Source organism: Janthinobacterium fluminis (genome assembly GCF_028595325.1).
GTDB lineage: Bacteria > Pseudomonadota > Gammaproteobacteria > Burkholderiales > Burkholderiaceae_D > Janthinobacterium > Janthinobacterium fluminis.
Genome location: NZ_JAQQXR010000001.1, coordinates 1 through 26,366 on the forward strand (window position 1 = coordinate 1; position 26,366 = coordinate 26,366).

Consider the following 26,366-nt stretch of genomic DNA (forward strand, 5'->3'; position numbering starts at 1 on the left):
GCCCGCCGAGGCGGCGCCGCCCGCCATCGCGCCGGCCCCGGCCCCGGCCGCCGCCGTGCCGCCGCCGGCTCCCGTTCCCGCCCCGGCCGCCGCCACCAACAACGCGCTGGTGCTGACGACGACCCAGGATTCCTGGGTCGAGATCCGCCGCAGCGGCGCCGCGCCGCTGATTTCGCGCATCGTCAAGGCCGGCAACACGGAAACCTTCGACATCACCGGGCCGGTGATGCTGGTCGTCGGCAAGCCGGCCGGCGTCGAAGCGAGCCTGCGCGGCGCCAAGCTGGAATTGACGCCGGTGCCGGGCGGCACCACTTCACGTTTGAACATCAAATAATATGTCTTCCTCGAATATCGCTATCGGTTCGGGCCCGTCGGCCCGGCGCGACAGCCGCAGCGTGCTCGTCGCGCACGGCCAGCGCCGCATTTATGTCGGCGGCGGCGCCCCCGTCGTCGTGCAGTCGATGACCAACACCGACACCGCCGACGCCGTCGGCACGGCCATCCAGATCAAGGAACTGGCGCGCGCCGGCTCCGAGCTGGTGCGCCTGACGGTGGACCGCCCCGAGGCGGCCGCCGCAGTGCCGTATATCCGCGAACAGCTCGACAAGATGGACATCGACGTGCCCCTGGTCGGCGATTTCCACTACAACGGCCACACGCTGCTGAACGACTATCCTGACTGCGCCCGCGCGCTGTCGAAGTACCGCATCAATCCCGGCAACGTCGGCAAGGGCGCCAAGCGCGACAGCCAGTTCGCCCAGATGATCGAGGCCGCCTGCAAGTACGACAAGCCGGTGCGCATCGGCGTCAACTGGGGCAGCCTGGACCAGGCTTTGCTGGCCCGCATCATGGACGAGAACGCGGCCCGCGCCCAGCCTTGGGCGGCCCAGTCCGTCATGTACGAGGCGCTGGTGACGTCGGCCATCGAAAACGCCGTCCGCGCCGAGGAGCTGGGCCTGGCCCGCGACAAGATCATCCTGTCGTGCAAGGTGTCCGGCGTGCAAGACCTGATCGCCGTCTACCGCGAGCTGGGGCGCCGCTGCGACTATCCGCTGCACCTGGGCCTGACCGAGGCCGGCATGGGCAGCAAGGGCATCGTCGCCTCGACGGCGGCGCTGTCGGTGCTGCTGCAAGAGGGCATAGGCGACACCATCCGCATTTCGCTGACGCCCGAGCCGGGCGGCGACCGTTGCCGGGAAGTCGTGGTCGGCCAGGAAATCCTCCAGACGATGGGCTTGCGCAAGTTCGCGCCCATGGTCATCGCCTGCCCGGGTTGCGGCCGCACCACCTCGACCACCTTCCAGGAGCTGGCCGACAACATCCAGACCTATCTGCGCGAGCAGATGCCGGAGTGGAAAAAAGCCTATCCGGGCGTCGAGGCGATGAACGTGGCCGTGATGGGTTGCATCGTCAACGGCCCCGGCGAGTCGAAGCACGCCAACATCGGCATCAGCCTGCCCGGCACCGGCGAATCGCCGGCCGCGCCGGTGTTCGTCGACGGCCAGAAAACCGTGACCCTGCGCGGCGAGCGCATCGTCGAGGAATTCCAGGCCATCGTGCTCGATTACGTGCAAAGCCACTACGGCAAATGAGTGCGGGCGCGGCCTGAAGGCGCGCGGTTTGTCCCTTTACAGAATAGAAGAACCTTATGTCAGAAAATAGAAAAGCAGAGAAAATCACCGGCGTCAAAGGCATGAACGACGTCTTGCCGGCCGACGCGCCGCTGTGGGACTTGTTCGAGAACACGGCGCAGTCGATCATGCAGAGCTACGGCTTCCAGCAGATCCGCACACCCATCGTCGAGGAGACGAAGCTGTTCGCGCGCGCCATCGGCGCCGTCACCGACATCGTCGAAAAGGAAATGTACTCGTTCACCGATTCGATGAACGGCGACAACCTGACGCTGCGCCCCGAAGGCACGGCCGGCGTCGTGCGCGCCGTGGTCGAGCACAACCTCGTCTACGAAGGCCCGAAGCGCCTGTGGTACAAGGGCCAGATGTTCCGCCACGAGCGCCCGCAAAAAGGCCGCTACCGCCAGTTCTACCAGTTCGGCGCCGAGGCCGTCGGCTTCACCGGCCCGGACATCGACGCCGAGATGATCATGCTGTGCCGCCGCCTGTGGGATGACCTGGGCCTGGAAAACATCCGCCTCGAACTGAATTCGATCGGCGACGCCGCCGAGCGCCTGCGCCACCGCGCCGACCTGATCGCCTATCTCGAAGGCCACATGGACGTGCTCGACGAAGAGGCCAAGCGCCGCCTGCACAGCAATCCGCTGCGCATCCTCGACACCAAGAACCCGGCCATGCAGGCGCTGGTCAACGCGGCGCCCAAGCTGCTCGACTACCTGGGCGAGGAATCGCTGGCCCACTTCAACGGCGTGCAGAAGATCCTGAACCACAACAACATCCCGTTCACGATCAATCCGCGCCTGGTGCGCGGCCTCGACTATTACAACCGCACCGTGTTCGAGTGGGTCAGCGACGAGCTGGGCGCGCAGGGCACGGTCTGCGCCGGCGGCCGCTACGACGGCATGGTCGAAATGTTCGGCGGCAAGGCGACGCCGGCCGTCGGTTTCGCCATGGGCATCGAACGCCTGGTGCTGCTGATGAAGGCGGCCGGCGAGCCGGAACTGCCGGGCCAATGCGACGTCTATATGGTGCACCAGGGCGAGGGCGCGCAACTGCAAGCTTTCGTGCTGGCCGAAAGGATACGCGATGCCGGCCTCGACGTTGTGCTACATTGCGCAGCTGGCAACGGCGGCGGCAGCTTCAAGACCCAGATGAAGAAGGCCGACGCCAGTGGCGCCGCCTTCGCCGTCATCCTCGGCGAGGATGAGGTGGAACAGCATGTCGCCAACGTCAAGGCGCTGCGCTCGGCCGATGCGGCTCAGCAGCAGAGCACGGTGCCCTTCGACGAGGTCGTCGATTTCCTGGTCGACCAGATCGTTGGTTGCCAGGATCCCAGCCACGACCATGGCCACACGCATTTCCACCACTGATGCCGCCGGTGCTTTTTTTGACCCGTTTCTTGAACCATTAACCATTACAACTTCATACTCATGGCATACGATCTCGAAGAACAAGAACAATTAGCGTCCCTTAAAGCGTGGTGGAATCAGTACGGCAATCTGACGTCGTGGGTGCTGATCGCCGCCATGGCCTCGTATAGCGGCTGGACCGGCTGGAATTACTACCAGCGCAGCCAGGCCAGCCAGGCTTCGCAGCTGTACGAGGAGCTGCAGGGCGCTGTGCAGGCGAAGGACGCGGCCAAGGTGCAGCGCGCCGCCGCCGACATGCAGAGCCGCTTCGGCCGCACCGCCTACGCGCCGATGAGCGCGCTGACGGCGGCCAAGAGCGCCTTCGAGGCGGGCGACCTGAAAACGGCCAAAACCCAGTTGCAATGGGCGGCCGAGCACGGCAACGAGGAATACCAGGCCGTCGCCAAGCTGCGCCTGGCCGGCGTGCTGCTCGACGAAAAAGCCTACGACGAGGCGCTGAAGGCGCTGGCGGGCGAGCTGCCGGCGCAATTTGCCGGCGCCGTGGCCGACCGCAAGGGCGACATCCTGGCGGCGCAGAACAAGCTGGCCGAGGCGCGCACCGCCTACCTGGCCGCGCTGGCCGTGACCGACAAGCGGCAGCCGGCGCGCCAGTTGATCGAGGTGAAACTCGAAGCGGTGGGCGGCAGCGTGCCGGAGCCGAAAGCGGCGCTCTGATCCCTTTCTCATGTTGCCCGCGGCCTGGCCGGCGGGCGTCGTGCCCTACGCTGCGGCGGGGCGAGCATCAACAGTAAACAAGGTTAAACTTATGCGCATTACCGAAAAGCTGCTTGGTCTGGGCCTGCTGGCTCTGGTGGCAGGGTGTTCTTCACTGAATCCGTTTGCATCGAAAGAGACGAAAAATCTGCCGGCCAAGCTGGTCGAGGTAAAATCCAGCGTTGCCGTGCGCAGCGCCTGGAAGTATTCGGCCGGCAAGGCCGGCGTGTATGCGTTCACGCCGGCGCTGGTGAATAACAGCCTGTTCGTGGCCGCCAACGATGGCAGCATCGCCCGCCTGGACGCGGCCAGCGGGCGCGAGCTGTGGCGCGTCAAGGCCGGCACCGAGCTGACCGCCGGCGTCGGCAGCGACGGCAATGTCGTCGTCGTCGGCGGCGTCAAGGGCACCGTGCTGGCGTTCGACGCCAACGGCAAGCAGTTGTGGAAGCAGCAGGCGTCGAGCGAGGTGCTGTCGGCGCCCGCCGTCGGCCAGGACGTCGTCGTCGTGCGCAGCGTCGACAACCGCATCGTCGGCTTCGACGCCAAGACGGGCGAGAAAAAATGGACGGTGCAGCGCAGCACGCCGGCCCTGACCCTGCGCAACGCGCCGGGCATGGTCGTCGGCGGCGCCAACGTGTATGTGGCCCAGCCGGGCGGCAAATTGCTGGCGTTGACGCTGGCGGCCGGTTTACCGCGCTGGGAAGCGGTGGTCGGCGATCCGCGCGGCGCGACCGAGCTGGAGCGTGTCACCGACATCGGCGGCACGCCGGTGCTGTTTGACAAAGACATTTGCGCCGTGTCCTACCAGGGCCGGGTCAGCTGCTTCGACGCCGCCACCGGCGTGGCGCGCTGGAGCAAGGAACAGTCGTCCGACGTCGGCGTCGGCGTCGACCAGCGTTTCGTCTTCACCGCCGACGAAAAGGGCAGCGTCGCCGCGTTCAGCCGCGAAGGCGGCCAGAGCGCGTGGAAAACCGACGCGCTCGCTTACCGCCGCCTGTCGACCCCGATCTCCTATGGCCGGGCGGTCGCGGTCGGCGATTTTGAAGGTTACATCCACTTCCTGTCACGGGAAGATGGCGCATTAATAGGTCGCGTCAGCACCGACGGCAGCCCGGTCACATCGGTTCCCGTCCTCGCCGGCACGAATTTGATTTTTCAAACCCAATCAGGGACAGTGACCGCTCTCGCGGTCGAGTAATACAATGAAGCCGGTAATTGCACTAGTAGGTCGACCCAATGTTGGGAAATCGACTTTATTCAATCGTCTCACCCGCTCGCGCGATGCGCTGGTGGCCGACCTGCCTGGGTTGACGCGCGATCGTCACTATGGTGAAGGCCGGGTAGGCGAACGTCCCTTCCTGGTCATCGACACGGGCGGTTTCGAGCCCGTCGCCAAGGAAGGCATCATGCACCAGATGGCGCTGCAGACCAAGCAGGCCGTGGCCGAGGCCGACGTCGTCGTCTTCATCGTCGACGGCCGCCAGGGTTTGACGCCGCACGACAAGACCATCACCGACTTCCTGCGCAAGAGCGGCCGGCCGGTGATTCTCGTCGTCAACAAGAGCGAGGGCATGCGCTACACGGCCGTCGTCTCCGAGTTCTATGAGCTGGGCATGGGCGATCCGATCGCCATCTCCTCGGCCCACGGCGACGGCGTCAACGACCTCGTCGAGGAGGCCCTGAACACGGCCTTCGCCCAGCGTCCGCCGGAAGCCGAGGAGCTCGACCCGGTCGCGCGCGGCATCAAGATCGCCATCGTCGGCCGGCCGAACGTGGGCAAGTCGACCCTCGTCAACACCCTGCTGGGCGAGGAGCGCGTGATCGCCTTCGACATGCCGGGCACGACCCGCGACTCGATCGAGATCCCCTTCGAGCGCGACGGCCAGCAGTACACGCTGATCGACACGGCCGGCATCCGCCGCCGCGGCAAGGTCTTCGAGGCCATCGAGAAATTCTCGGTCGTCAAGACGCTGCAGTCGATTTCCGAGGCGAACGTCGTCGTGCTGCTGCTCGACGCCCAGCAAGACATTTCCGAGCAAGACGCGCACATCGCCGGCTTCGTGCTGGAAACGGGGCGCGCGCTGGTGGTGGCCGTCAACAAATGGGACGGCTTGCAGTCGGACCAGCGCGACGAGATCAAGATCGACATCGACCGCAAGCTCGACTTCCTGTCCTTCGCCAAGACGCATTTCATCTCGGCGCTGAAGGGCTCCGGCATCGGTCCGCTGATGAAGTCGCTGAACGCGGCCTACGCGGCCGCCATGAGCGACCTGTCGACGCCGAAGCTGACCCGGGCGCTGATCGAGGCCGTCGAGAAGCAGGAGCCGCGGCGCAAGGGCTCGATCCGGCCGAAACTGCGCTACGCCCACCAGGGCGGCATGAACCCACCGATCATCGTTATCCACGGCAACGCCCTGGACGCCGTCGGCGATCCCTACAAGCGTTATCTGGAAAAACATTTCCGCGACACCTTCTCGCTGGTCGGCACGCCGCTGCGCATTGAGCTGCGTACCGGCAAGAACCCGTTTAACAAAACGCAGAAATAGTCGCCGCCTGTGCGACGGACGGCCCGAAAACAGGTTACAGTAGCCCTTGAGCATCATTCTCTTCGTGAGAATGGTGCATAGGCACTTGAAATTGAACGAGTCGTCTCCAATTCTTAAATACAACAACATCACGGAGCTGTTATGAGCAACAAAGGGCAACTGTTACAAGACCCATTCCTCAATGCATTACGCAAAGAGCATGTTCCCGTCTCGATCTACCTGGTCAACGGCATCAAACTGCAGGGCCATATCGAATCCTTCGACCAATACGTCGTCTTGCTGCGCAATACGGTCACGCAAATGGTGTACAAGCACGCCATCTCGACCGTCGTGCCGGCGCGCGCCGTCAATTTGAATATTGAATCCGAAGCGGAATAAGGCCTTGGGCCAGATTTCCCCGCCAACCTGCCAGAATGCCGTATGCGCGCAGCCCTAGTCGGAGTTGACTTCGGTCAGGGCGACTTTGCCGCCAGCGTCGAGGAATTGATGTTGCTCTCGCGTTCAGCGGGGGCGGAACCGATCACGACCATCACGGCCAAGCGCTCCAGCCCGGACTCGGCGTATTTCGTCGGCAGCGGCAAGGCCGACGAGATCGGCGCCGCGGTTGCCGATGACGCGCTTGAAATCGTCATTTTCAACCACGCGCTGTCGCCGGCCCAGCAGCGCAATCTGGAAAAACGCCTGAACGTGCGCGTGCTCGACCGCACCAGCCTGATCCTCGACATCTTTGCGCAGCGCGCCAAGAGCCACGAGGGCAAGCTGCAGGTCGAGCTGGCCCAGCTGCAGCATCTGGCCACGCGCCTGATACGCGGCTGGACCCACCTTGAGCGCCAGAAGGGCGGTATCGGCCTGCGCGGCCCGGGCGAAACCCAGCTTGAAACGGACCGCCGCCTCATCGGCGAACGTGTCAAGGCGCTGCGCGCCCGCCTGGAAAAGCTGCACAAGCAGCGCGAAACCCAGCGCCGCGCGCGCGGGCGCAGCCATACCTTCTCGGTTTCCCTGGTCGGCTACACCAACGCCGGCAAGTCGACCCTGTTCAACGCCGTCACCAAGGCCGGCGTGTATGTCGCCGACCAGTTGTTCGCCACGCTGGACACGACCTCGCGCCGGGTTTACCTGGGTCAGGAAGTGGGCAATGTGGTGATCTCGGACACGGTCGGCTTCGTGCGCGAGCTGCCGCACCAGCTGGTGGCGGCGTTCCGCGCCACGCTGGAGGAAACCATCCACGCCGACCTGCTGCTGCACGTCGTCGACGCCGCCTCGCCGGTGCGCATGGAGCAGATCGAGCAGGTTAACCTGGTATTGAAGGAAATCGGCGCCGACCACATTCCGCAGATTCTCGTGTGGAACAAAATCGACGCGGCCGGCCTCGAACCGAGCGTCGAGCGCGACGAGGAGGGCCGCTTGCACCGCGTCTTCATCAGCGCGCAGAAGGGCACCGGGCTCGACCTGCTGCGCGAGGCCATCGTCGAATCGGCCAAGGGCGCGCCCGGCGCGGCCCATCTGTACCAGCACGACGGCGAAGAATTGCAGTACGATGAGCAGGACGACGCCAGTCCGGGCCAGGCCTACGAGGCTGGCCAGGCAGATAGTATTCCAACCAACATCCATGCCGGAACACGATAGTATGCTTGTCTCCCTAAAGAAAAAAATCGGCTTGAAGCTGTCCCTGAACGACCCCCGCTGGGGCAATCGGAAGGACGACGCCAACAAAGCCCAGGAGGGCAAAAAGCCCGGCGAAGGTCCGCCCGACCTGGACCAGCTGTGGCGCGATTTCAACGCCCGCCTGAACGGCTTCTTCGGCCAGAAAAACCGCCCCGACAACAACGGCGGCGGTGGCATGCGCCCCGACATGAAGGGGGCCGGCATCACCGTCGGCGTGGTCGCCTCGGTGGCGGCGCTGATCTGGCTCGCCAGCGGCGCCTTCATCGTGCAGGAGGGCCAGACCGGCGTCGTGATGACGTTCGGCAAGTACAGCCATTCGACGCCGGCCGGTTTCAACTGGCGCTGGCCGTATCCGTTCCAGACCGACGAAACCGTCAACGTGTCGCAGGTGCGCACCGTGGAAATCGGCTACCGCTCGACCGTCAAGAACAAGCAGGCCAGGGAATCGCTGATGCTGACCGACGATGAGAACATCATCGACATCCAGTTCGCCGTGCAGTACAAGCTGAAGGACCCGGTGGCGTGGTTGTTCAACAACCGTGACCAGGAAGAGACGCTGCGCCAGGTCGCCGAAACGGCGATCCGCGAAATCGTTGGCCGCAGCAAGATGGACTTCGTGCTCTACGAGGGGCGCGAGAAAGTCGCCTTCGACACCCAGCAACTGATGCAGCAGATCCTCGACCGCTACGCCGTCGGCGCCGTGCTGACCAACGTCACGATGCAGGCTGTGCAGCCGCCCGAGCAGGTGCAGACGGCCTTCGACGACGCCGTCAAGGCCGGCCAGGACCGCGAACGCCAGAAGAACGAAGGCCAGGCCTACGCCAACCAGGTGGTGCCGGTGGCGCGCGGTAACGCCTTCCGCCTGCTGCAGGAGGCCGAAGCCTACCGCTCGATGGTCACCGAGAACGCCATCGGTAACGCCTCGCGCTTCCAGCAAGTGCTGGTCGAGTACCAGAAGGCGCCGGGCGTCACGCGCGACCGCATGTATCTGGAAACGATGCAGCAAATCTTCTCCAGCGCCAGCAAGGTGATGATCGACGCGAAAAGCGGCAGCAATCTGCTGTACCTGCCGCTCGACAAGCTGATCGCCCAGAGCGCGGCCCAGGACGCCAGCGCGGCCGCCGCCAAGGCCGCCGCCGCGCCGACGGCGAGCACGGCGCTGCCGCCGGAACTCATACAAACAGTGGAAGGGTCGCGCCGCGACAGTCGTTCCCGGGAATCGTCGCGTGATCGGGAGGGTCGCTAATGAACCGCATCGTAACAGCCTTGGTCGCGGGCTTTATCGCGCTGATGTTGCTGTCCTCGACCGTTTTCGTCGTCGACCAGCGCAAATACGCCATCGTCTTCGCCCTGGGCGAGGTCAAGCAGGTGATCAGTCAGCCGGGCCTGCACTTCAAACTGCCGCCGCCGTTCCAGAACGTGCTGTTCCTCGACAAGCGCATCATGACCATCGAGTCGCCCGAGGCGGACCGCTTCATCACGGCCGAGAAGATGAACATCCTGGTCGACGCCTTCGTCAAATGGCGCATCGTCGAGCCGAAGCTGTACTTCGTCAGCTTCGGCGGCGATGAAAGCCGGGCCCGCGACCGCATGTCGCAGATCGTCAAGGCCTCGCTGAACGACGAAATCACCAAGCGCACCGTGCGCGAAGTGATCTCCGGCCAGCGCGGCAAGGTCATGGAAGGCATCCGCACCAAGGTCATCGCCGAATCCAAGCTGATCGGCATCGAAATCATCGATGTGCGCCTGAAGCGCGTCGACTACGTCGAGCAGATCAACAATTCCGTGTACGACCGCATGAAGTCGGAGCGTGTGCGGGTGGCCAACGAGCTGCGCTCGACCGGTTCGGCCGACTCGGAGAAGATCCGCGCCGACGCCGACAAGCAGCGCACCGTGATCCTGGCCGAAGCCTACCGCGAAGCGGAGAAGATCCGCGGCGAGGGCGACGCCAAGGCTTCGCTGGTGTATTCCGAGGCGTTCGGCAAGAACCCCGAGTTCTACAAGTTCTACCGCAGCCTGGAAGCTTACCGCGCCACGTTCAAGAGCCACAGCGACGTCATGGTGGTGGACGCCAACTCGGACTTCTTCAAGTACTTCAAGGGTTCGGGCGGCGCCGCGGCGCCGGCCAAGAAGTAAGCGCCGACGGCCGCGGTTTCACCCGGCCGGCGCGTCCGGGCCGCCTCACGGCGGCCCGGATTTTTTTTGCCCGCACACTGCCTAAGTGTTTGGTTTTCCACGCTTTTCCACCTGTCTAGACAGGAATCCGCGCGGGCTTTTCTGCGCCCCGCGCGCGACTTTCTTCCTGTTGTCCGGCATTTTCGCGTAAAATATCAGGTTCGGCCTTCTGCCCGGCGTGCGCTTTACCGCCCCGTGGAATGCATTTTTCAACTTTCTTCCGTATCTTGTTCCCTCATGCCGAATTGGCTTTTGCCCGAAAATATTGCCGATGTATTGCCGTCGGAAGCGCGCAAGATTGAAGAGTTGCGTCGTCTGATGCTGGATAATTTCCGTCTGTACGGATATGAACTGGTGATGCCGCCGCTGCTCGAATATCTGGAGTCGCTGATGACCGGCGCCGGCAAGGATACCGATCTGCGCACCTTCAAGCTGGTCGACCAGTTGTCCGGGCGCATGCTCGGCCTGCGCGCCGACATGACGATCCAGGTTGCGCGCATCGACGCCCACCTGCTGAACCGCGCCTCGGTGACGCGCCTGTGCTACGTCGGCAGCGTGCTGCACACCCGTCCCTCCGGCCTGCACGCCACGCGCGAGCCGCTGCAGATCGGCGCCGAAATCTATGGCCACGCCGGCCTGGAGGCGGACGCCGAGATCCAGGAACTGGCGCTGGCCTCGCTGGCGCTGGCCGGTTTCACTGAAGTGCGCCTGGATTTGTCGCATGTTGGCGTATTGCGCGCTATCATTGCCGAAGACGCCGCCGCCGGCAAGGACGAGGCGGCGCTGTACACGCTGCTGCGCGCGAAAGACGCGCCCGGCCTGCGCGCGCTGACGGCCAACTATCTGCCGGCGACCCGCGACGCGCTGCTGGCCTTGCCCGGCCTGTACGGCGACATCGACGTGCTGGCGCGCGCCCGCGAGGTGCTGCCGGCGCTGCCCGGCATCGGCAGGGCGCTGGCGGAGCTGGCCGCGCTGGCCGGTTCGGCCATCGGCCGCGCCGAGGTGGCGATCGACCTGGCCGACCTGCGCGGCTATCAATATGAAAGCGGCGCGATGTTCGCGCTGTATGTGCCCGGTTTGCCGAACGCGGTGGCGCGCGGCGGCCGGTATGACCACGTCGGCGAAGCGTTCGGCCGGGCCCGTCCCGCCACCGGCTTTTCGCTCGACTTGCGCGAACTGGCGCGGCTGCTGCCGACGGCCGAGCGTAAGCATTCCATCCGCGCGCCCTGGGGCAACGCCCCCGAGCTGCGGGAAAAGATCGCCGAGCTGCGCAAAGCGGGCGAGGTCGTGATCCAGAGCATGCCGGGTCACAGTAATGAGCTAGACGAGTTCGAGTGCGACCGCGCGCTGGTTCTTGACGATAATGGTAGTAGCTGGATTCTTAAAAACTTAGGTTGAGTATGTCAAAGAAAATTATGGCAAAAAACGTCGTCGTCATCGGCACCCAATGGGGCGATGAAGGTAAGGGCAAGATCGTCGATTGGTTGACCGATCACGCCCAGGGTGTGGTGCGCTTCCAGGGCGGCCACAACGCGGGACACACGCTGGTCATCGGCGGCGTCAAAACCGCCCTGCAGCTGATCCCGTCGGGCATCATGCGTCCGGGCGTGGCCTGCTACATCGGCAACGGTGTGGTGGTGTCGGTGCCGGACGTGCTGCGCGAAATCGACAAGCTCGAAGCGGTCGGCGTCGAAGTCGCCTCGCGCCTGAAGATCTCGGAAGCGTCGCCGGTGATCCTGCCTTACCACTCGGCCCTGGACGCGGCGCGCGAAGCGGCCCGCGGCGCCGCCAAGATCGGCACCACCGGCAAGGGCATCGGCCCGGCCTACGAAGACAAGGTGGCGCGCCGCGCGATTCGCATCGCCGACCTGCTCAACGAGACCCGCTTCGCCGAGAAACTGGCCGAGAACCTCGACTACCACAACTTCGTGCTGGCCAATTACCTGAAGGCGCCCAAGGTCGACTACCAGAAGACCCTGGACGACGCGCTGGCCTACGTGCCGCGCCTGCGCCCCATGGTCACCGACGTGTCGAGCGCGCTGTACGCGGCGCACAAGGCCGGCGCCAACCTGTTGTTCGAAGGCGCGCAGGGCAGCCTGCTCGACGTCGACCACGGCACCTATCCCTTCGTCACCTCGTCGAACTGCGTGGCCGGCAACGCCGCCGCCGGTTCCGGCGTCGGCCCGAACATGCTGCACTACATCCTCGGCATCACCAAGGCTTACACGACGCGCGTCGGCTCCGGCCCGTTCCCGTCCGAGCTGAGCACCGATGACGGCGTCGGCCACCACCTGTCGGCCGTCGGCCACGAATTCGGCACCGTGACGGGCCGCGCCCGCCGCTGCGGCTGGTTCGACGCCGCCTTGCTGCGCCGCTCCGTGCAGATCAACGGCGTGTCGGGCATGTGCCTGACCAAGCTGGACGTGCTGGACGGCCTGGAAACGCTGAAGCTGTGCACCGGCTACAAGCTCGACGGCCGCAACGTCGACATCTTCCCCGTCGGCGCCGAAGACGCGGCCCGCTGCGAGCCGATTTACGAAGAAATGCCGGGCTGGAAAGACAGCACCGTCGGCGCGAAATCGCTGGCCGCGCTGCCCGCCGCCGCCCGCGCTTACATCAAGCGCATCGAAGAACTGGTTGGCGTGCCGGTCGACATGGTCTCGACCGGTCCGGATCGTGAAGAAACGATCGTGCTGCGCCACCCATTCGAATAATAAAAACAATCGGAATAAGCTCTATGACTACCCCACAAACGAACGAAAAACACCTCTGGGTCTCCTGGGACGAATACCACCGCCTGATCGAGCGCCTGGCGCTGAAGGTGCATGAATCGGGCTGGAAATTCGACCAGGTGCTGTGCCTGGCGCGCGGCGGCGTGCGTCCGGGCGACGTGTTCTCGCGCATCTTCGACGTGCCGCTGGCGATCCTCTCGACCAGCTCGTACCGCGAAGAGGCGGGCACCGTGCGCGGCGACCTCGACATCGCCAAATACATGACGATGACCAAGGGCCCGCTGGCCGGCCGCATCCTGCTGGTGGACGACCTGGTCGACTCTGGCGTGACGCTGGAAAAAGTCACCAAGCACCTGAAGCAGAACTTCGCCGGCGTCACGGAAGTGCGCTCGGCCGTGATCTGGACCAAGGGTTGCTCGTCGATCCGTCCGGACTACTGCATGGAAGACCTGCCGCACAATCCGTGGATCCATCAACCCTTCGAGGACTACGACGGCCTGCGCCCGCACCAGTTGGCGGCGTGGCTGAAGAAGGACGACACGGCGGCGTAATCGGCCGGCATCGTTAAAAAAAATGGCGGGCGGACCTCAGGGTCCGCCCGCCATTTTTTATGGCGCGGCCGATCAGCTGGCCAGCAGGGCGGCGACGTTGTCGCTGCCCGGGGCGCCGAACAACTGCTCCTTCAGCACATGCAACTGGTCGCGCACCTGCGCCGCCTTTTCGAACTCCAGGTTCTTGGCGTGGTCGAGCATCAGTTTCTCCAGGCGCTTGATCTCCTTGCTGATCTGCTTCTCGCTCATCGCCTCGTACTTGGCCGTCTCCTGCGCCACCTCCAGCTTGTCGCGCGCCTCCTGCGGGCTGTAGACGCCGTCGATGAGCTCCTTGATGCTCTTCTTGACGCCGACCGGGATGATGCCGTTGGCCGTGTTGAAGGCGATCTGCTTGGCGCGGCGGCGCTCGGTTTCGTCGATGGCCCGGCGCATCGAGTCGGTGATGCGGTCGCCGTACAGGATGGCCGTGCCGTTCAGGTTGCGCGCGGCGCGGCCGATGGTCTGGATCAGGCTGCGCTCGGAACGCAGGAAGCCTTCCTTGTCGGCGTCGAGGATGGCCACCAGCGACACTTCCGGCAAGTCCAGGCCCTCGCGCAGCAGGTTGATGCCGACCAGCACGTGGAAGGTGCCGATGCGCAGGTCGCGCAGGATTTCGACGCGCTCGACCGTCTCGATGTCGCTGTGCAGGTAGCGCACCTTGATGCCGTGGTCGCCCAGGTATTCCGTCAACTGCTCGGACATGCGCTTGGTCAGCGTCGTCACCAGCACCCGCTCGTCCTTCTTGATGCGCTCGACGATTTCCGACATCAGGTCGTCGACCTGGCTGCTGGCCGGGCGCACGATGATTTGCGGATCGACCAGGCCGGTCGGACGCACCACCTGCTCGACCACCTGGTCGGCGCGCGCCTTCTCGTAGTCGGCCGGCGTGGCCGAAACGAACACGGTCTGGCGCATCTTCGACTCGAACTCGTCGAAGCGCAGCGGCCGGTTGTCCAGCGCCGACGGCAGGCGGAAGCCGTAGTCGACCAGGTTGGTCTTGCGCGAGCGGTCGCCGTTGTACATGGCGCTGAGCTGGCCGATCAGCACGTGCGACTCGTCGAGGAACATCAGCGCGTCCGCCGGCAGGTAGTCGACCAGCGTCGGCGGCGGTTCGCCGGCCTGCGCGCCGCTCAAGTGGCGCGAGTAGTTTTCGATGCCCTTGGTGAAACCGATTTCCGTCATCATCTCCAGGTCGAAGCGGGTGCGCTGCTCCAGCCGCTGCTCCTCGATCAGGCGGTTCTCGCGGCGGAAGAATTCGAGGCGCTCGCGCAGCTCGTCCTTGATGGTTTCGATGGCCCGCAGCACGGTCGCGCGCGGCGTCACGTAATGCGAACCGGGGTAGACGGTGAAGCGGGGGATCTTCTGGCGCACGCGGCCCGTCAGCGGGTCGAACAGCTGGATCGATTCGATCTCGTCGTCGAACATGTCGAGGCGCACGGCCAGTTCGGCGTGCTCGGCGGGGAAGATGTCGACGGTGTCGCCGCGCACGCGGAAGGTGCCGCGGCCGAAGTCGACCTCGTTGCGCGTGTACTGCATCTGGATCAGGCGGGCGATGACGTCGCGCTGGCTGACCTTGTCCTTGGCGCGCAGCGTCAGGATCATCTGGTGGTATTCGTTGGGATTGCCGATGCCGTAAATGGCCGACACGGTGGCGACGATGACGACGTCGCGCCGCTCCATCAGCGACTTGGTGCAGGACAGGCGCATCTGCTCGATGTGCTCGTTGATCGAAGAGTCCTTTTCGATGAACAGGTCGCGCTGCGGCACATAGGCTTCCGGCTGGTAGTAGTCGTAGTAGCTGACGAAGTACTCGACGGCGTTGTTCGGGAAAAATTCGCGGAACTCGCTGTAGAGCTGGGCCGCCAGCGTCTTGTTCGGCGCGAAGACGATGGCCGGCCGGCCCATGCGCGCGATCACGTTGGCCATCGTGTAGGTCTTGCCGGAACCCGTCACGCCCAGCAGTGTCTGGTAGGCGAGACCGTCGGCGATGCCTTCGCACAGGCCGGTGATGGCCGTCGGCTGGTCGCCGGCGGGTAAAAACGGTTGGTGCAACTGGAACGGTGAATCGGGAAACGACACTATGGTCGGCGATGTGTCATTTGCAAGGGATAAATCAGCCATACGAATCAGACCTTTGTTAGAATAGTGCTCAGCCGGCGGCCCTGGAATGCGTGTTCGGGGGCGCTGTCTGCAACTCCGCTGCGAACCCTGCCTCCAATCGAATTCAATCTTATCATGACGAACCCTTCTGCCTCTGCCAGCCTGTTTAGTGCCATCGACATGGCGCCGCGTGACCCCATCCTGGGCATCACCGAAGCCTTCAACGCGGATAAAAATCCGGCCAAGATCAATCTCGGCGTCGGCGTCTATTATGACGAAAACGGCAAGGTTCCGCTGCTGTCCTGCGTGCGCAAAGCCGAAGCCATTCTGATCGAGCAGGCGGCGCCGCGCACCTACCTGCCGATCGACGGCCTGGCCAGCTACGACGCCGCCGTGCAGGAACTGGTATTTGGCGCCGACAGCGTCGTCATTCAAGAGCGCCGCGCCGTCACCGTGCAGGCGATCGGCGGCACCGGCGCGCTGAAAATTGGCGCCGACTTCCTGCAGCGCTTCGCGCCCGGCGCGCAAGTGTATATCAGCGACCCGAGCTGGGAAAACCACCGCGCCCTGTTCGAGAGCGCCGGCTTCGTCGTGAACAACTACGCCTACTACGACGCCGCCACCCGCGGCGTGAACTTTGCCGGCATGCTGGCCGACCTGCAGGCGATGCCGCGCGGCTCGATCGTGCTGATGCACGCCTGCTGCCACAACCCGACCGGCGCCGACCTGAGCGCCGAGCAGTGGGGCGAGGTCATCGCCGCCGTCAGCGCCGGCGGCTTGATTCCCTTCCTCGACATGGCTTACCAGGGCTTCGGCGCCGGCATCGCCGAAGACGGTGCCGTCGTGCGCCGCTTCGTTGCGGCCGGCGGCCCGCTGCTGATCTCGAACTCGTTCTCGAAGTCGTTCTCGCTGTACGGCGAGCGCGTCGGCGCGCTCAGCGTCGTCGCGGCAAGCGCGGACGAGGCGGCGCGCCTGCTGTCGCAGTTGAAGCGCGTCGTGCGCACCAACTACTCGAACCCGCCAGTGCACGGCGGCAAGGTCGTCGCCACCGTGTTGACGACGCCGGAACTGCGCCAGTTGTGGGAAGACGAGCTGGCCGCGATGCGCGTGCGCATCCGCGCCATGCGCGAAGCCTTCGTCACCAAGCTCAAGGAAAAGGCGCCGGGCCACGATTTCGACTTCGTGCGCCAGCAAGTGGGCATGTTCTCGTACTCGGGCCTGAGCAAGGCGCAGGTCGAGACGCTGGCGCGCGAGCACTCGGTGTATGCGGTGGACACGGGCCGCATCTGCGTGGCGCCGCTGAACGCGGCAAATATCGACAAGGTTGTTGACGCAATCGCTAAAGTCCTTTAAAATCTTTTTTCTTCGGATTGCTCGCAAGATTGATCCGGAAGGTAACAAAAAAAAGCTGACCGAAGCGCATGATCAAAAACCTTGATGGTGCGCTCAAGAAAGTATATAATGTTGCCTCTTTTCCCTGATAGCTCAGTTGGTAGAGCGACGGACTGTTAATCCGCAGGTCCCTGGTTCGAGTCCAGGTCGGGGAGCCAGAATACAGACGGCCCCGCGATTTATCGCGGGGCCGTTTTCGTATGGCTATTGCCCCGATTCGGCGGGCAGGCACGCCATGTTCCTGTTGTCGGCGAATCGCCGGGCTTGCTCGTTCGCGTCCGGGGCGAGGGCCTCGACGGCGCGGGTAACGCAGGCCGCATCGCGGGATATCTTCGCGACGGCAAGGAGCGGTACGCGTTTCGGATGCTCCGGATAGCTTTGGTCGAGAGCGTGTATGCGCACGATGATCGCAATCGGCGCGGTTTTCCCATCCACTTTCGCGATGCGCCACTCAGCCTTGGTGCCCAGCATCGAAAATCCGCGCGTTACCACATTCCAATAGTTGAGGGGGAAGACCCGTTTGTTCGGCGTCACGATGCTGATCGAACTGCGTTCATCGTCTTCCAGGACGCGCAGGCGGAAGCCGTGAACGCCGGGGCAGTCCATCGTGTAAGCGCCGGTCGAAGCGTCGTCGATATGCCTGGCGCAGGCCGTGCCGGAGATGTCGGAGTACATACTGACCGGGCTTGGCTGGGCGACGGCATTGCCGCCGGCGGCGAGAATGGCGGCGAACGCGAAGTAGCTCAGGTAAGGATGCATTCGTCTCTCCCGGTGGTGTGTCGCCGATCATACCGGGCGAATTGCCGGGGTTCGTTGACTCCTGTCAGGGGTAAGCGAGCGGAACGGGCGCCGGCCTGAGTTTTTCGAGTCCAGGTCGGGCGCCAGAATAGAGCAGGGGTGACGTGCAAACGTCACCCTTTTGCTTATGCGCTGCCGGCGTCACTTCAAAATCGCGTAAATGCTGCTGTAGTCATCCGTCCAGGGGCGGATGTGCTGGCCCGCGTGTATCGTTCTTGCCGCACTCTTCAATTCCCCGGACTGGAAAATGGCCGCCCCGTCGCTGATGACGATCCACTCCGCCATGCCCACGCCACGGCGCTGGTCCTGCTTCGACTGCACCAGCCTGGCCTCTTTCGCGTAGTAGTCGGCGGCAAGCTTGACCACCGGCGCCAGGTTCAGGTGCTGATTCGAGATGTGCACGGCCAGCATGCCGCCTGGCTTCAGGTGGCGGAAGTAGAGGCCGAAGGCTTCGCGCGTCAGCAAATGCACGGGGATCGAGTCGCCGGAAAAGGCGTCGAGCACGAGCACGTCGAAATGCTGGGCCGGCTCGCGCTCCAGCGACAGGCGGGCGTCGCCTTGCACGACGGCCATCTGCGCCGGACAGTCCGGCAGGTAGCTGAAGGCCGAGGCGGCCAGGCCGATCACCAGCGGGTTGATTTCGTAGAAGCGGTAGGCGTCGCCGTGGCGGCAGTAGGCGGCCATGGTGCCGGCGCCGAGGCCGACCACGCCGACCTTTTGCGGCGCGGCGCCCCTGCCGGCCAACAACGCCACGCCGGCGCCGCTGTCGGCGCCATAGTAGCTGGTCGGCCAGCGCCGCTTCGCCGCGTCCAGATATTGGAAGCCGTGCAGGATGACGCCATGGGAGAGTTGCCGGTAGCGCTGCTCGCCCAGGCCCACGTCCTTGACCTTGACCGTGCCGTAGAAGTCGCGCCGCTGGACGATATTTTGCTGCGCCGCGAATAGGAAGATGGCGGCGACAAGCAGGGATGTCAGCGTCACCGAAAACACGGTGATTTTCAGCCATGCCTCGCGGCTGACGAAGCGGTAGGCCGCGCCGCCCGGTTCGCGGTACACCACAGTGAAGACGGCGACAACGCTGGCGATGGCGGCGAGCACCAGTTCGTAGTCGTCGTTGAAGAGGCGCGGCGCGACGATGGCGACAAAGATGCCGCCCAGCGCGCCGCCGCTGGCGAGCATCAGGTAAAACGTGGTCAGCTGCGAGGCGTGCGGCTTGAGTCTGGCCAGTTCGCCGTGGCACACCATGCAGCAGCAGAACAGGCCGCCGCAGTACAGCAGAATCGGCAGCCAGGCGGTTTTCGGCATCAGCGCGGGGGCGATGAAGAACACTACCATGCCGGCGATGGAGAGCATGAACATCGGCAAGTACCAGTTGCGCCTATACCATCCGCCCCCTTCAAAGCAGAGGATGAAGCTGGTCAGGTAAATGCTGAGGGGCGCGACCCACAGCAAGGGAATCGGGGCGACGTTCTGCGTCAGATGGCTGGTGACCGACATCAGCAGAATGGTCGGCAGCGCCGCCAGTGCCAGCCAGGCGAGGCGGCGCCGCCCCGACGGTGCGGCGCCGACGGGGGCGGCGGCCGCCGGCGCGCGGGCGGCGTGCGCGCACACGCCGCGCAGCGCCAGTGCGGCGCAGAGCAGCGCGAACACGGCGTAGGCGGCGGACCAACTGACGGACATGTGCGGCAGCGTCAGCGACGGTTCGAATAGCAGGGGGTAGCTGAGCAGCCCGAGCATCGAACCGAAATTCGACAGCGCGAACAGGCGGTAGGGGATGCTGCCGGGTTTTTCCCGCGCAAACCAGGCTTGCAGCAGCGGGCCGCTTGCCGACAGCAGGAAGTAGGGCAGGCCGATGCTGGCGGCCATCAAGCCGATGATGGTCAGCGTTGGTTCGGCGTTGCCGGCGGGCTTATACGCTTCGTCCAGGGTGATCGGCAGCAGCGCGACGCTGGCGGCCAGCAGGGCGATATGCAGCAGCGCCTGCCGTCGCGGCCTCAGGCGGCGCGTGGTCAGGTGGGCATACAGGTAGCCGAGCAGCAACAGGACTTGGAAGAACAGCATGCAGGTGCTCCAGACCGCAGCCGAGCCGCCGAACCAGGGGAGTATCATCTTGCCGATGATGGGCTGGATCTGGAATAGCAGGAAGGCGCTGAGAAAGATCGTGCAGGCATAGAGGAAAATCATGGCGATCCTTTGCGCTGGCGCGCGGTTGGCGGCGATCTTTCCGAGGCGGTTTGTTGTTATGGTAAAGTAAATATGAGGAGGGGTGAACAATGGATTTTCCACACGGTTTGCGGCACCTTGTGCTGTGCACGTTTCGTACCGATATTTCTGACGAGCAGTACGCCTTGCTGGTGCGCGAATTCGCCCGGCTGAAGGAGGCGATCCCCGTCGTGCGCCATTTCGAGCACGGACTGAATAATAGCCCCGAGGGGCTGGCCGATGGTTACACGGATTGCTTCACGCTGCTCTTCGACGGCGTAGCGGGGCGCGACGCCTATCTGCTCGATCCGGCGCACCTGCGTTTCGTCGAATTGCTCAAGCCGTGGCTGGCCAAGGTGCTGGTGGTCGACTATGTGCCGGGTCCGGTCGTGTAATGTGGATGCGGGGCGGCCGCGGCCCTGGTGAGCGCGCGCGCCCTTTTTTTTGCATTTTGGAACTAAAATTTCACGCGAATGCATGATTCAAGTGGACGGGAATCTTGCGCCTCGGTATTCTGATCGTTTCCGGGTGTCTTGTGTCAGCGAAGGGGGAGGCAAGGCCCGTCGCCAGCCGGGATCAGGAATGGAAAGATGAGCTTGTCCGCTTGCTGAGCGAAGTCGTTTTGTTTCGTCTGGCGCTGGACCAGGAAACAGTAGTTTCATCTTTAAGAAAATAACAGAGGTTGACCATGAATGTTGAAAATAAGGATGTTGTGTACGGTACAGAAGACTTGCTGATGAGTTTGTGCAACTCGGTCACGCGGGTCTTGAATGTCGCAACGCAAAGCAAAGTCAATTACTCCGGCATGGTGCAGCGGATTACCAAGACCGGCTTGAAGCCGGATATCGGCTGTTTCGTCTTGTTTGACGGCGGCTTCACCGGGCTGGTGGTGCTGAACTTCGCCGCCGATGCGGCAATGGAGATTTACGAGCGCTACATGCTGCACATGGGCATGCCAAAATCCGAGCTGGCCAGCTCCCACACCTCGGACGAGGTGGCCAACATCATGGGTGAGCTGATGAACCAGATAGTCGGCGACTTCACCGGCAAGGTGCGCCGCGAGCTGCAAACCAATATTACCCAGAACCAGCCGAAAATGCTGGTGCTCACCAAGCAGGTCATGCTGAGCGTGGACACGCCGCTGGACCGGCCGGAAATGCGCCGCGTCACCTTCTACACGGAGAAGAACAACATCTTCTATCTGGAGCTGGCGATAGACCGCACCGAGTTTATCCGCCTGCACGATTTCGATACCCACGAGGAGCTCGATCCCGATGCGCTGATGGCGATGGAGCAGGCGAGCGGCCGCGTCGAAGCGGCGCCGGCGGTCGAGGACCTGGATGACAATTCCGATCTGCTGAAGTCGCTGGGCATGTAAGACCGGGCCGGCGCGGCGTGGGCTGGACAATCTAAATATTGCCGTATATAATGCGGCCTCTTTTCCCTGATAGCTCAGTTGGTAGAGCGACGGACTGTTAATCCGCAGGTCCCTGGTTCGAGTCCAGGTCGGGGAGCCAGAATACGGTAGTGAAAAAATGGTTACGAGAAATCGTAGCCATTTTTTTTGCTATATTGGTGCGGCCCGGCGCCGCCCGCACGCCCCCTCAACGTCCGAAAAGATCACGCCGATGTCCGTGCAACGCCAATTTCTCCGCTTCGCCGCCGTCGGCGCTTCCGGCACGGCCGTGCAATATTCGGTCCTGTGGGCCGGCGTCGAACTGGCCGGCATCGGCGCCGCCGCCGCCTCCGGGCTGGGGTATGCGCTCGGTTCCGTGGTTAACTATATCCTCAACTATTTCTTCACCTTCCAGAGCGACAAGTCGCACGGCGAGGCCGCCGCCAAATACTTCACGTTGCTGGGCATAGGCTGGTGCATGAACACTGGACTGATGTGGCTGCTGGTGCAGGGCCTGGGCTGGAACTATTGGCTGGCGCAGTTGCTGGCCACGGCCATCGGCCTGGCGTGGAATTTCGCCGGCAGCCGCTGGTGGGCGTTCAAGCCGGCCAAGTAAGCCGCCGCCAAGGGAGGGCGGGGCCAGGACGGCGGGGCCAGGACGGCTTTTTTATTGCCTAGCGGTATCTGGATATCCTTGCCGGCCCCATGGCGTGGTAAGCTGGCGCTCTCCTCATAGCGGAACGGACTATGCCAATTGAATATATTGGTGAGTATGAAATCAACTATTCCGGCGTGCCCCTGGCCCTCGTCAAAGGCTGGGGCGCCTACCTGACCATTTACGCCCCGTCGTCGAATCCGATGCACCGCTACCGTGTCTTTCCCGGCCGGCGCGTGTCGGTCTGTTCGGTCTTCGGCAGCGAAGCCGAGGCGGAGGCCGAGGCACGTAAGGTTGCGCTGGCAATGTTGGCGTTGGGCAAGCACCACTGACGCGCCGCAAAGCGTACTCTGCTGCGATATTCCGCTGCTCTGCGACTATTTTGCGCATGTTGCGCTTGCGGCTTGGGCGTTATTTGGCTAAGGTTAACTTCCCTAGCCGCATAATACCTTCGTCTCAGCGGCGTGTCCTGAAGCAACAGGAGAGCAAACATGGAGCAAGATGAAAAGTGTCGCCCGGCGCGACCGCCGACGGCCGCCGAGCACCGAAATGCCACAACGGACATGCCGCCGCTGGTTCTGGTAGAAATCGATCCCCTTGCCGTCGTGGTCGCCGAGCGGCGCGACGATGTCTATGTCGCCGACAGCGTACGCACCTATGGCGAAATGCGTGAAACCTGCCCCGAGTGTAAGGGGGTCCATTTGAAACTCGTGCTGCGCCAGAGCGATGTGCGCGCCGCCCACCTGTATTGCGCGCAGTGCACGCGTTGCTACGATGCCCGTTTCGCCGATGGCACGTCGGCCCTGAATTTCTGATCCCCTGATGCCGCCAAGTTAGGCAAGCCCAACAGTAAACGGCCGCGGGCAGCGCGGCGGCGCCGCGGCGGCTCGGCCCCGTTGCGCCCGTGGGGCGAATTTCCCCGCCATCGGCGCTGCCCGCTCCTCCATTCGACTCCATTGCGGCGCTCAAAAATTGCATGCGATTGCCAGCGCGGGCGGCCGACGCTGTATTTTTTTGGACGCGGGGGCGCCGGGTGAGGGATAATGCGGGCCCGCGGCCTACCTTGGCCCGGAACAGGGGCACCGGACCGGGCACAATCCGGCTTGCGTCGGCCACCCGCGCGCGCCAGCGCCGCAGGCGTCAGCATCATCAGATCGCAATACCGCATATGCCGGCCGGCAGCATCCGCTATCCGCCGCTGTGCGCGACATCACATCACCCGCCTGGCGTGCGGCAGGCCAGCCACGCAGGGCGCGAGGATTGTGATAATCATGAGGAGAGTTACATGCAATTCCTGGAGAAGTTTTTCAAGCTGAAGGAAAGCGGGAGCGACGTGCGCACCGAGCTGCTGGCCGGTCTGACGACCTTCCTGACGATGGCTTATATCATCTTCGTTAACCCGTCCATCCTCGGCGATGCGGGCATGCCGAAAGATTCCGTGTTCGTCGCGACTTGCCTGGCGGCGGCCCTCGGCACGCTGATCATGGGCCTGTACGCCAACTACCCGATCGCCCTGGCGCCGGGCATGGGCTTGAACGCCTACTTCGCCTACGCCGTCGTCATCGGCATGGGCATTCCCTGGCAGGTGGCGCTCGGCTCCGTCTTCATTTCCGGCTGCCTGTTCATCCTCGTCAGCCTGTTCAAGATACGCGAAATGATCATCGGCGCCATCCCGCCATCGCTGCGCACGGCGATTACGGTGGGCATCGGCCTGTTCCTGGCGATCATTTCCCTCAAAAGCTCGGGCATCGTCGTCGCTAACCCGGCCACCTACCTGGCCCTGGGCGACCTGCACAAGGCGCCACCGCTGCTGGCCATCGTCGGCTTCTTCGTCATCGTCGCGCTGGACCGCCTGCGGGTGCGCGGCGCCATCCTGATCGGCATCGTGACGGTCACCATCGCCAGCTTCCTGTTCGCCGGCAACGAATTCAAGGGCATCGTCTCGGCGCCGCCGTCGCTGTCGCCGACCCTGTTCCAGCTCGATATCATGGGCGCGCTGTCGGTCGGCATCGTCAACGTCGTGCTGGTGTTCTTCATGGTCGAACTGTTCGACGCGACCGGCACCCTGATGGGCGTGGCGAACCGCGCCGGCTTGCTGAAAAACGGCAAAATGGATCGCTTGAACAAATCGTTGCTGGCCGACAGCACCGCCATCGTTGCCGGCTCCGTGCTCGGCACCTCCAGCACCACCGCGTACATCGAGAGCGCGGCGGGCGTGCAGGCCGGCGGACGCACCGGCCTGACGGCCGTCACCGTCGCCGTGCTGTTCATGGCCTGCCTGTTCATCGCGCCGCTGGCGGGCACCGTGCCGGCCTACGCGACGGCGCCGGCGCTATTCTATGTGGCGTGCCTGATGCTGCGCGAGCTGGCCGACATCGACTGGGAGGACTCGACCGAAAGCGTGCCGGCCGCCGTCACGGCGCTGATCATGCCGTTCACCTATTCGATTGCCAACGGCGTCGCCTTCGGCTTCATCACCTATGTCGTGCTGAAAGTGGCGACGGGACGCATCAAGCAGGTGTCGGCGCTGGCGGCGCTCATCTCCGGCCTGTTCCTCTTCAAGTTTATCTACCTCGGCGCCGGCTAGTTTGCGGCGCGGAATACTTATTTGACAAGCTTTCCCATGTCGCGTAGCGTGTGATCCATTCCCTCCAGTATGGAGCAAGGAGCATTGCATGAAATATGCGCTGGCGTACCTGTTTAGTGTGATCATCCTGGCTGGCTGCAAGTCGCCCGGGCCTTCGTCGGTGAACGAGAATTCATCGACGCTTAACTTCGCCGCGACGCCGCTTAAATGCGATAAATGCGCGGCAGGGGAGCGGGGCGAGCGGGGATTGACTGGCACACCCGGCCAGCATGGAGCCGATGGCGAGAGGGGCGTCCCCGGGCCGCGCGGTCCGGCCGGATTGCCGGGACTGGCCGGCGCCAGGGGGCAGCGCGGCGAGCAGGGAGTTGCCGGGGAGAAGGGCGATGCCGGAGCCAAGGGCGACAGGGGCGACAAGGGGGACGCGGGCGCGCGCGGCGAACCAGGCGAGCCGGGTAAGCGGGGAGCGGCCGGCGCGGACGGAACAAACGTGTTGCGGCCTGTGTCGATCATCTTCGGCGTGGAACCTGAGAGCGAAGGCAAGCAAGGCGGTTTGCCATGGTGGAGTGCCCTGCTTGATCTGGTGATAGGACTGGGTGGTGTTTTTACCGCATGCGCGCCCTTCATCAGCGAATGGCTGGCAAGTAAGAAAAACACCGGCGGCGAGTTCGCTGAATATCCGCTGTGGCTGCGTGCTGTGTTGGTGTTCGGCCTGCTTTCGGCGGCCTGTTTTTTTGTTTACATGATCTTGTTGTTGGCAAAATATCTGCTGATGTTTATTTGTGGGCTGATCATTTCGCTTGGGCTGTTCCGGGTCATGTCCGCCTATGCCTACTATCTGAGGGCCAAGGCGCACGTCCGCACGCATGAATGGCGGCAAGAGAGGGTGGCGATGGCGGCGAAGATCAAGGCGCTGAAAGAGGAAATGGCAGTGCGCGAGGCGAGGCAAAACAGCACCTAGGCTTCTGCCGCAACGCTTCAGGCGCGCGTCAGCGGCGCCGGCCCGTTTACCGTGGCGCTCCAGCGCATTTGCTCGTGCACGGAATCGGACGAGGTGACTTCGAAGCCCAGGGCCAGGTATTGGCGGCGCGACTTGCCATTGTCCTTGCTGACGCTCAGGCGCAGCTCCATTTGCCGCTCCGCAGCCCAGCACTGCAGCGACGACAGCACCGTCCTGCCGACGCCCCGGCCCTGCTCGGTCGGCAGGATGGCAATGTCGACCAGGCGGACGGAGCGGGCGTCGCGGTCCAGCACGATGCGGCCGATCGGCTTGCCGTCGCTTTCCAGCAGCAGATACTGCGCATCCGGAAACATGATGCGGTAGCCGTGCGCCTGCATTTTTTGCTGCATTTTGATCAGTTGTTCGACGAAGACGGGATCGCCGCCAGCCTGCTTCAGGTCGGCGCGGGTGGAGTCGTACAGGGCGTCGAGAAATGCCTGATCGTCGTCCCGGATGCTGCGCAAGTGCAATGGGGCAGGTAGGGTAAGCAAGGTCGGCTCCGCGCAGAAGGATGGAAACGGTGTTGATGTTTTACTATCCTGCCTGCGTTTGCCGCGCCATGCAATCAAATTTAGGCGCAAGTGGCGGAATCGTCGCGTAACGGTGGATGGATGCGAACTGGACAAGCGTAAATCCGGCGTATATAATGCGGCCTCTTTTCCCTGATAGCTCAGTTGGTAGAGCGACGGACTGTTAATCCGCAGGTCCCTGGTTCGAGTCCAGGTCGGGGAGCCAGAATACAAGCGGCCCCGCGAGCAATCGCGGGGCCGTTTTCGT

At 63.8% G+C, this 26,366-nt stretch carries 25 protein-coding genes and 3 tRNA genes; 24 read left to right on the plus strand and 4 right to left on the minus strand.

What is annotated here, in order from left to right; all coding sequences use genetic code 11:
* The 13 genes from OIK44_RS00005 to OIK44_RS00065 all read left to right on the plus strand — a co-directional run.
* Window positions 1-334, plus strand: a 334-nt coding sequence (locus OIK44_RS00005) for a DUF4115 domain-containing protein (RefSeq protein ID WP_273668599.1), incomplete at its 5' end; no start/stop codon positions are given.
* 1 nt (window position 335) lies between these two features.
* On the plus strand, window positions 336-1,592 hold the full coding sequence (gene ispG, locus OIK44_RS00010) for a flavodoxin-dependent (E)-4-hydroxy-3-methylbut-2-enyl-diphosphate synthase (protein WP_273668600.1): 1,257 nt from the start codon (window positions 336-338) through the stop codon (window positions 1,590-1,592).
* Window positions 1,593-1,648: 56 nt separating this feature from the next.
* Entirely contained in the window at window positions 1,649-3,001 is a 1,353-nt protein-coding gene (hisS, locus tag OIK44_RS00015; protein ID WP_273668601.1) for a histidine--tRNA ligase, read from the plus strand.
* A 60-nt stretch (window positions 3,002-3,061) separates the two neighbouring features.
* The gene (locus OIK44_RS00020) at window positions 3,062-3,715 is read left to right on the plus strand and encodes a tetratricopeptide repeat protein (RefSeq protein WP_273668602.1); all 654 of its coding nucleotides are present in this window, start codon (window positions 3,062-3,064) and stop codon (window positions 3,713-3,715) included.
* 91 nt (window positions 3,716-3,806) lie between these two features.
* Window positions 3,807-4,952 (plus strand): outer membrane protein assembly factor BamB, encoded by a 1,146-nt coding sequence (gene bamB / locus OIK44_RS00025; RefSeq protein ID WP_273668603.1) that lies wholly within the window; start codon window positions 3,807-3,809, stop codon window positions 4,950-4,952.
* 4 nt (window positions 4,953-4,956) lie between these two features.
* Window positions 4,957-6,300 carry a ribosome biogenesis GTPase Der gene (der, locus tag OIK44_RS00030; protein ID WP_273668604.1) on the plus strand — a complete coding sequence of 448 codons (1,344 nt, stop codon included), beginning with the start codon at window positions 4,957-4,959 and terminating at the stop codon, window positions 6,298-6,300.
* A 141-nt stretch (window positions 6,301-6,441) separates the two neighbouring features.
* The gene (hfq, locus tag OIK44_RS00035; protein ID WP_008450615.1) at window positions 6,442-6,678 is read left to right on the plus strand and encodes an RNA chaperone Hfq; all 237 of its coding nucleotides are present in this window, start codon (window positions 6,442-6,444) and stop codon (window positions 6,676-6,678) included.
* 42 nt (window positions 6,679-6,720) lie between these two features.
* The gene (gene hflX, locus OIK44_RS00040; RefSeq protein WP_273668605.1) at window positions 6,721-7,926 is read left to right on the plus strand and encodes a GTPase HflX; all 1,206 of its coding nucleotides are present in this window, start codon (window positions 6,721-6,723) and stop codon (window positions 7,924-7,926) included.
* Between the two features lies 1 nt (window position 7,927).
* Complete coding sequence (gene hflK, locus OIK44_RS00045) at window positions 7,928-9,211, plus strand: FtsH protease activity modulator HflK (protein ID WP_273668606.1); 1,284 nt, start codon at window positions 7,928-7,930, stop codon at window positions 9,209-9,211.
* The gene (gene hflC, locus OIK44_RS00050; RefSeq protein WP_273668607.1) at window positions 9,211-10,101 is read left to right on the plus strand and encodes a protease modulator HflC; all 891 of its coding nucleotides are present in this window, start codon (window positions 9,211-9,213) and stop codon (window positions 10,099-10,101) included. Before hflK ends, hflC begins: the two co-directional genes overlap by 1 nt.
* Window positions 10,102-10,377: 276 nt before the next feature.
* Window positions 10,378-11,538: an ATP phosphoribosyltransferase regulatory subunit gene (locus tag OIK44_RS00055; RefSeq protein ID WP_273668608.1), complete on the plus strand. Its 1,161-nt coding sequence runs from the start codon at window positions 10,378-10,380 to the stop codon at window positions 11,536-11,538.
* A 2-nt stretch (window positions 11,539-11,540) separates the two neighbouring features.
* Window positions 11,541-12,854 (plus strand): adenylosuccinate synthase, encoded by a 1,314-nt coding sequence (locus tag OIK44_RS00060; RefSeq protein ID WP_273668609.1) that lies wholly within the window; start codon window positions 11,541-11,543, stop codon window positions 12,852-12,854.
* A gap of 23 nt (window positions 12,855-12,877) precedes the next feature.
* Window positions 12,878-13,423 (plus strand): phosphoribosyltransferase, encoded by a 546-nt coding sequence (locus tag OIK44_RS00065; RefSeq protein ID WP_273668610.1) that lies wholly within the window; start codon window positions 12,878-12,880, stop codon window positions 13,421-13,423.
* Window positions 13,424-13,495: 72 nt separating this feature from the next.
* Here the strand turns inward: OIK44_RS00065 and uvrB are convergent, their stop codons facing one another.
* Window positions 13,496-15,583 (minus strand): excinuclease ABC subunit UvrB, encoded by a 2,088-nt coding sequence (gene uvrB, locus OIK44_RS00070; protein WP_273668611.1) that lies wholly within the window; start codon window positions 15,581-15,583, stop codon window positions 13,496-13,498.
* A gap of 114 nt (window positions 15,584-15,697) precedes the next feature.
* Between uvrB and OIK44_RS00075 the strand changes: the two genes are divergently transcribed.
* Both OIK44_RS00075 and OIK44_RS00080 read left to right on the plus strand, forming a co-directional pair.
* Entirely contained in the window at window positions 15,698-16,915 is a 1,218-nt protein-coding gene (locus tag OIK44_RS00075; RefSeq protein WP_273668612.1) for an amino acid aminotransferase, read from the plus strand.
* A gap of 121 nt (window positions 16,916-17,036) precedes the next feature.
* Window positions 17,037-17,112, plus strand: a tRNA-Asn gene (locus tag OIK44_RS00080).
* A 46-nt stretch (window positions 17,113-17,158) separates the two neighbouring features.
* On the opposite strand, the gene OIK44_RS00085 is transcribed toward OIK44_RS00080, so the two are convergent.
* Window positions 17,159-17,713, minus strand: coding sequence for a hypothetical protein (locus OIK44_RS00085; protein WP_273668613.1), 555 nt, complete (start codon window positions 17,711-17,713; stop codon window positions 17,159-17,161).
* A 180-nt stretch (window positions 17,714-17,893) separates the two neighbouring features.
* Entirely contained in the window at window positions 17,894-19,936 is a 2,043-nt protein-coding gene (locus OIK44_RS00090; RefSeq protein WP_273668614.1) for a spermidine synthase, read from the minus strand.
* Window positions 19,937-20,025: 89 nt separating this feature from the next.
* Between OIK44_RS00090 and OIK44_RS00095 the strand changes: the two genes are divergently transcribed.
* The 8 genes from OIK44_RS00095 (at window position 20,026) to OIK44_RS00130 (ending at window position 25,550) form a co-directional block, all read left to right on the plus strand.
* Window positions 20,026-20,349, plus strand: coding sequence for a Dabb family protein (locus OIK44_RS00095; RefSeq protein WP_273668615.1), 324 nt, complete (start codon window positions 20,026-20,028; stop codon window positions 20,347-20,349).
* A 293-nt stretch (window positions 20,350-20,642) separates the two neighbouring features.
* On the plus strand, window positions 20,643-21,332 hold the full coding sequence (locus tag OIK44_RS00100) for a DUF3334 family protein (RefSeq protein ID WP_273668616.1): 690 nt from the start codon (window positions 20,643-20,645) through the stop codon (window positions 21,330-21,332).
* A 63-nt stretch (window positions 21,333-21,395) separates the two neighbouring features.
* Window positions 21,396-21,471: transfer RNA gene (locus OIK44_RS00105), tRNA-Asn, on the plus strand.
* A 111-nt stretch (window positions 21,472-21,582) separates the two neighbouring features.
* The gene (locus tag OIK44_RS00110; protein WP_273668617.1) at window positions 21,583-21,966 is read left to right on the plus strand and encodes a GtrA family protein; all 384 of its coding nucleotides are present in this window, start codon (window positions 21,583-21,585) and stop codon (window positions 21,964-21,966) included.
* Between the two features lie 131 nt (window positions 21,967-22,097).
* The gene (locus OIK44_RS00115; RefSeq protein ID WP_273668618.1) at window positions 22,098-22,337 is read left to right on the plus strand and encodes a hypothetical protein; all 240 of its coding nucleotides are present in this window, start codon (window positions 22,098-22,100) and stop codon (window positions 22,335-22,337) included.
* A gap of 159 nt (window positions 22,338-22,496) precedes the next feature.
* Window positions 22,497-22,820 (plus strand): hypothetical protein, encoded by a 324-nt coding sequence (locus OIK44_RS00120; protein WP_273668619.1) that lies wholly within the window; start codon window positions 22,497-22,499, stop codon window positions 22,818-22,820.
* A gap of 470 nt (window positions 22,821-23,290) precedes the next feature.
* Complete coding sequence (locus OIK44_RS00125) at window positions 23,291-24,592, plus strand: NCS2 family permease (protein WP_273668620.1); 1,302 nt, start codon at window positions 23,291-23,293, stop codon at window positions 24,590-24,592.
* 88 nt (window positions 24,593-24,680) lie between these two features.
* Window positions 24,681-25,550, plus strand: coding sequence for a hypothetical protein (locus tag OIK44_RS00130; RefSeq protein ID WP_273668621.1), 870 nt, complete (start codon window positions 24,681-24,683; stop codon window positions 25,548-25,550).
* 17 nt (window positions 25,551-25,567) lie between these two features.
* On the opposite strand, the gene OIK44_RS00135 is transcribed toward OIK44_RS00130, so the two are convergent.
* Window positions 25,568-26,080: a GNAT family N-acetyltransferase gene (locus tag OIK44_RS00135; protein ID WP_273668622.1), complete on the minus strand. Its 513-nt coding sequence runs from the start codon at window positions 26,078-26,080 to the stop codon at window positions 25,568-25,570.
* Between the two features lie 168 nt (window positions 26,081-26,248).
* Here OIK44_RS00135 and OIK44_RS00140 point away from each other — a divergent pair.
* Window positions 26,249-26,324 (plus strand) — tRNA-Asn (locus tag OIK44_RS00140).
* Window positions 26,325-26,366 lie beyond the last annotated feature (42 nt).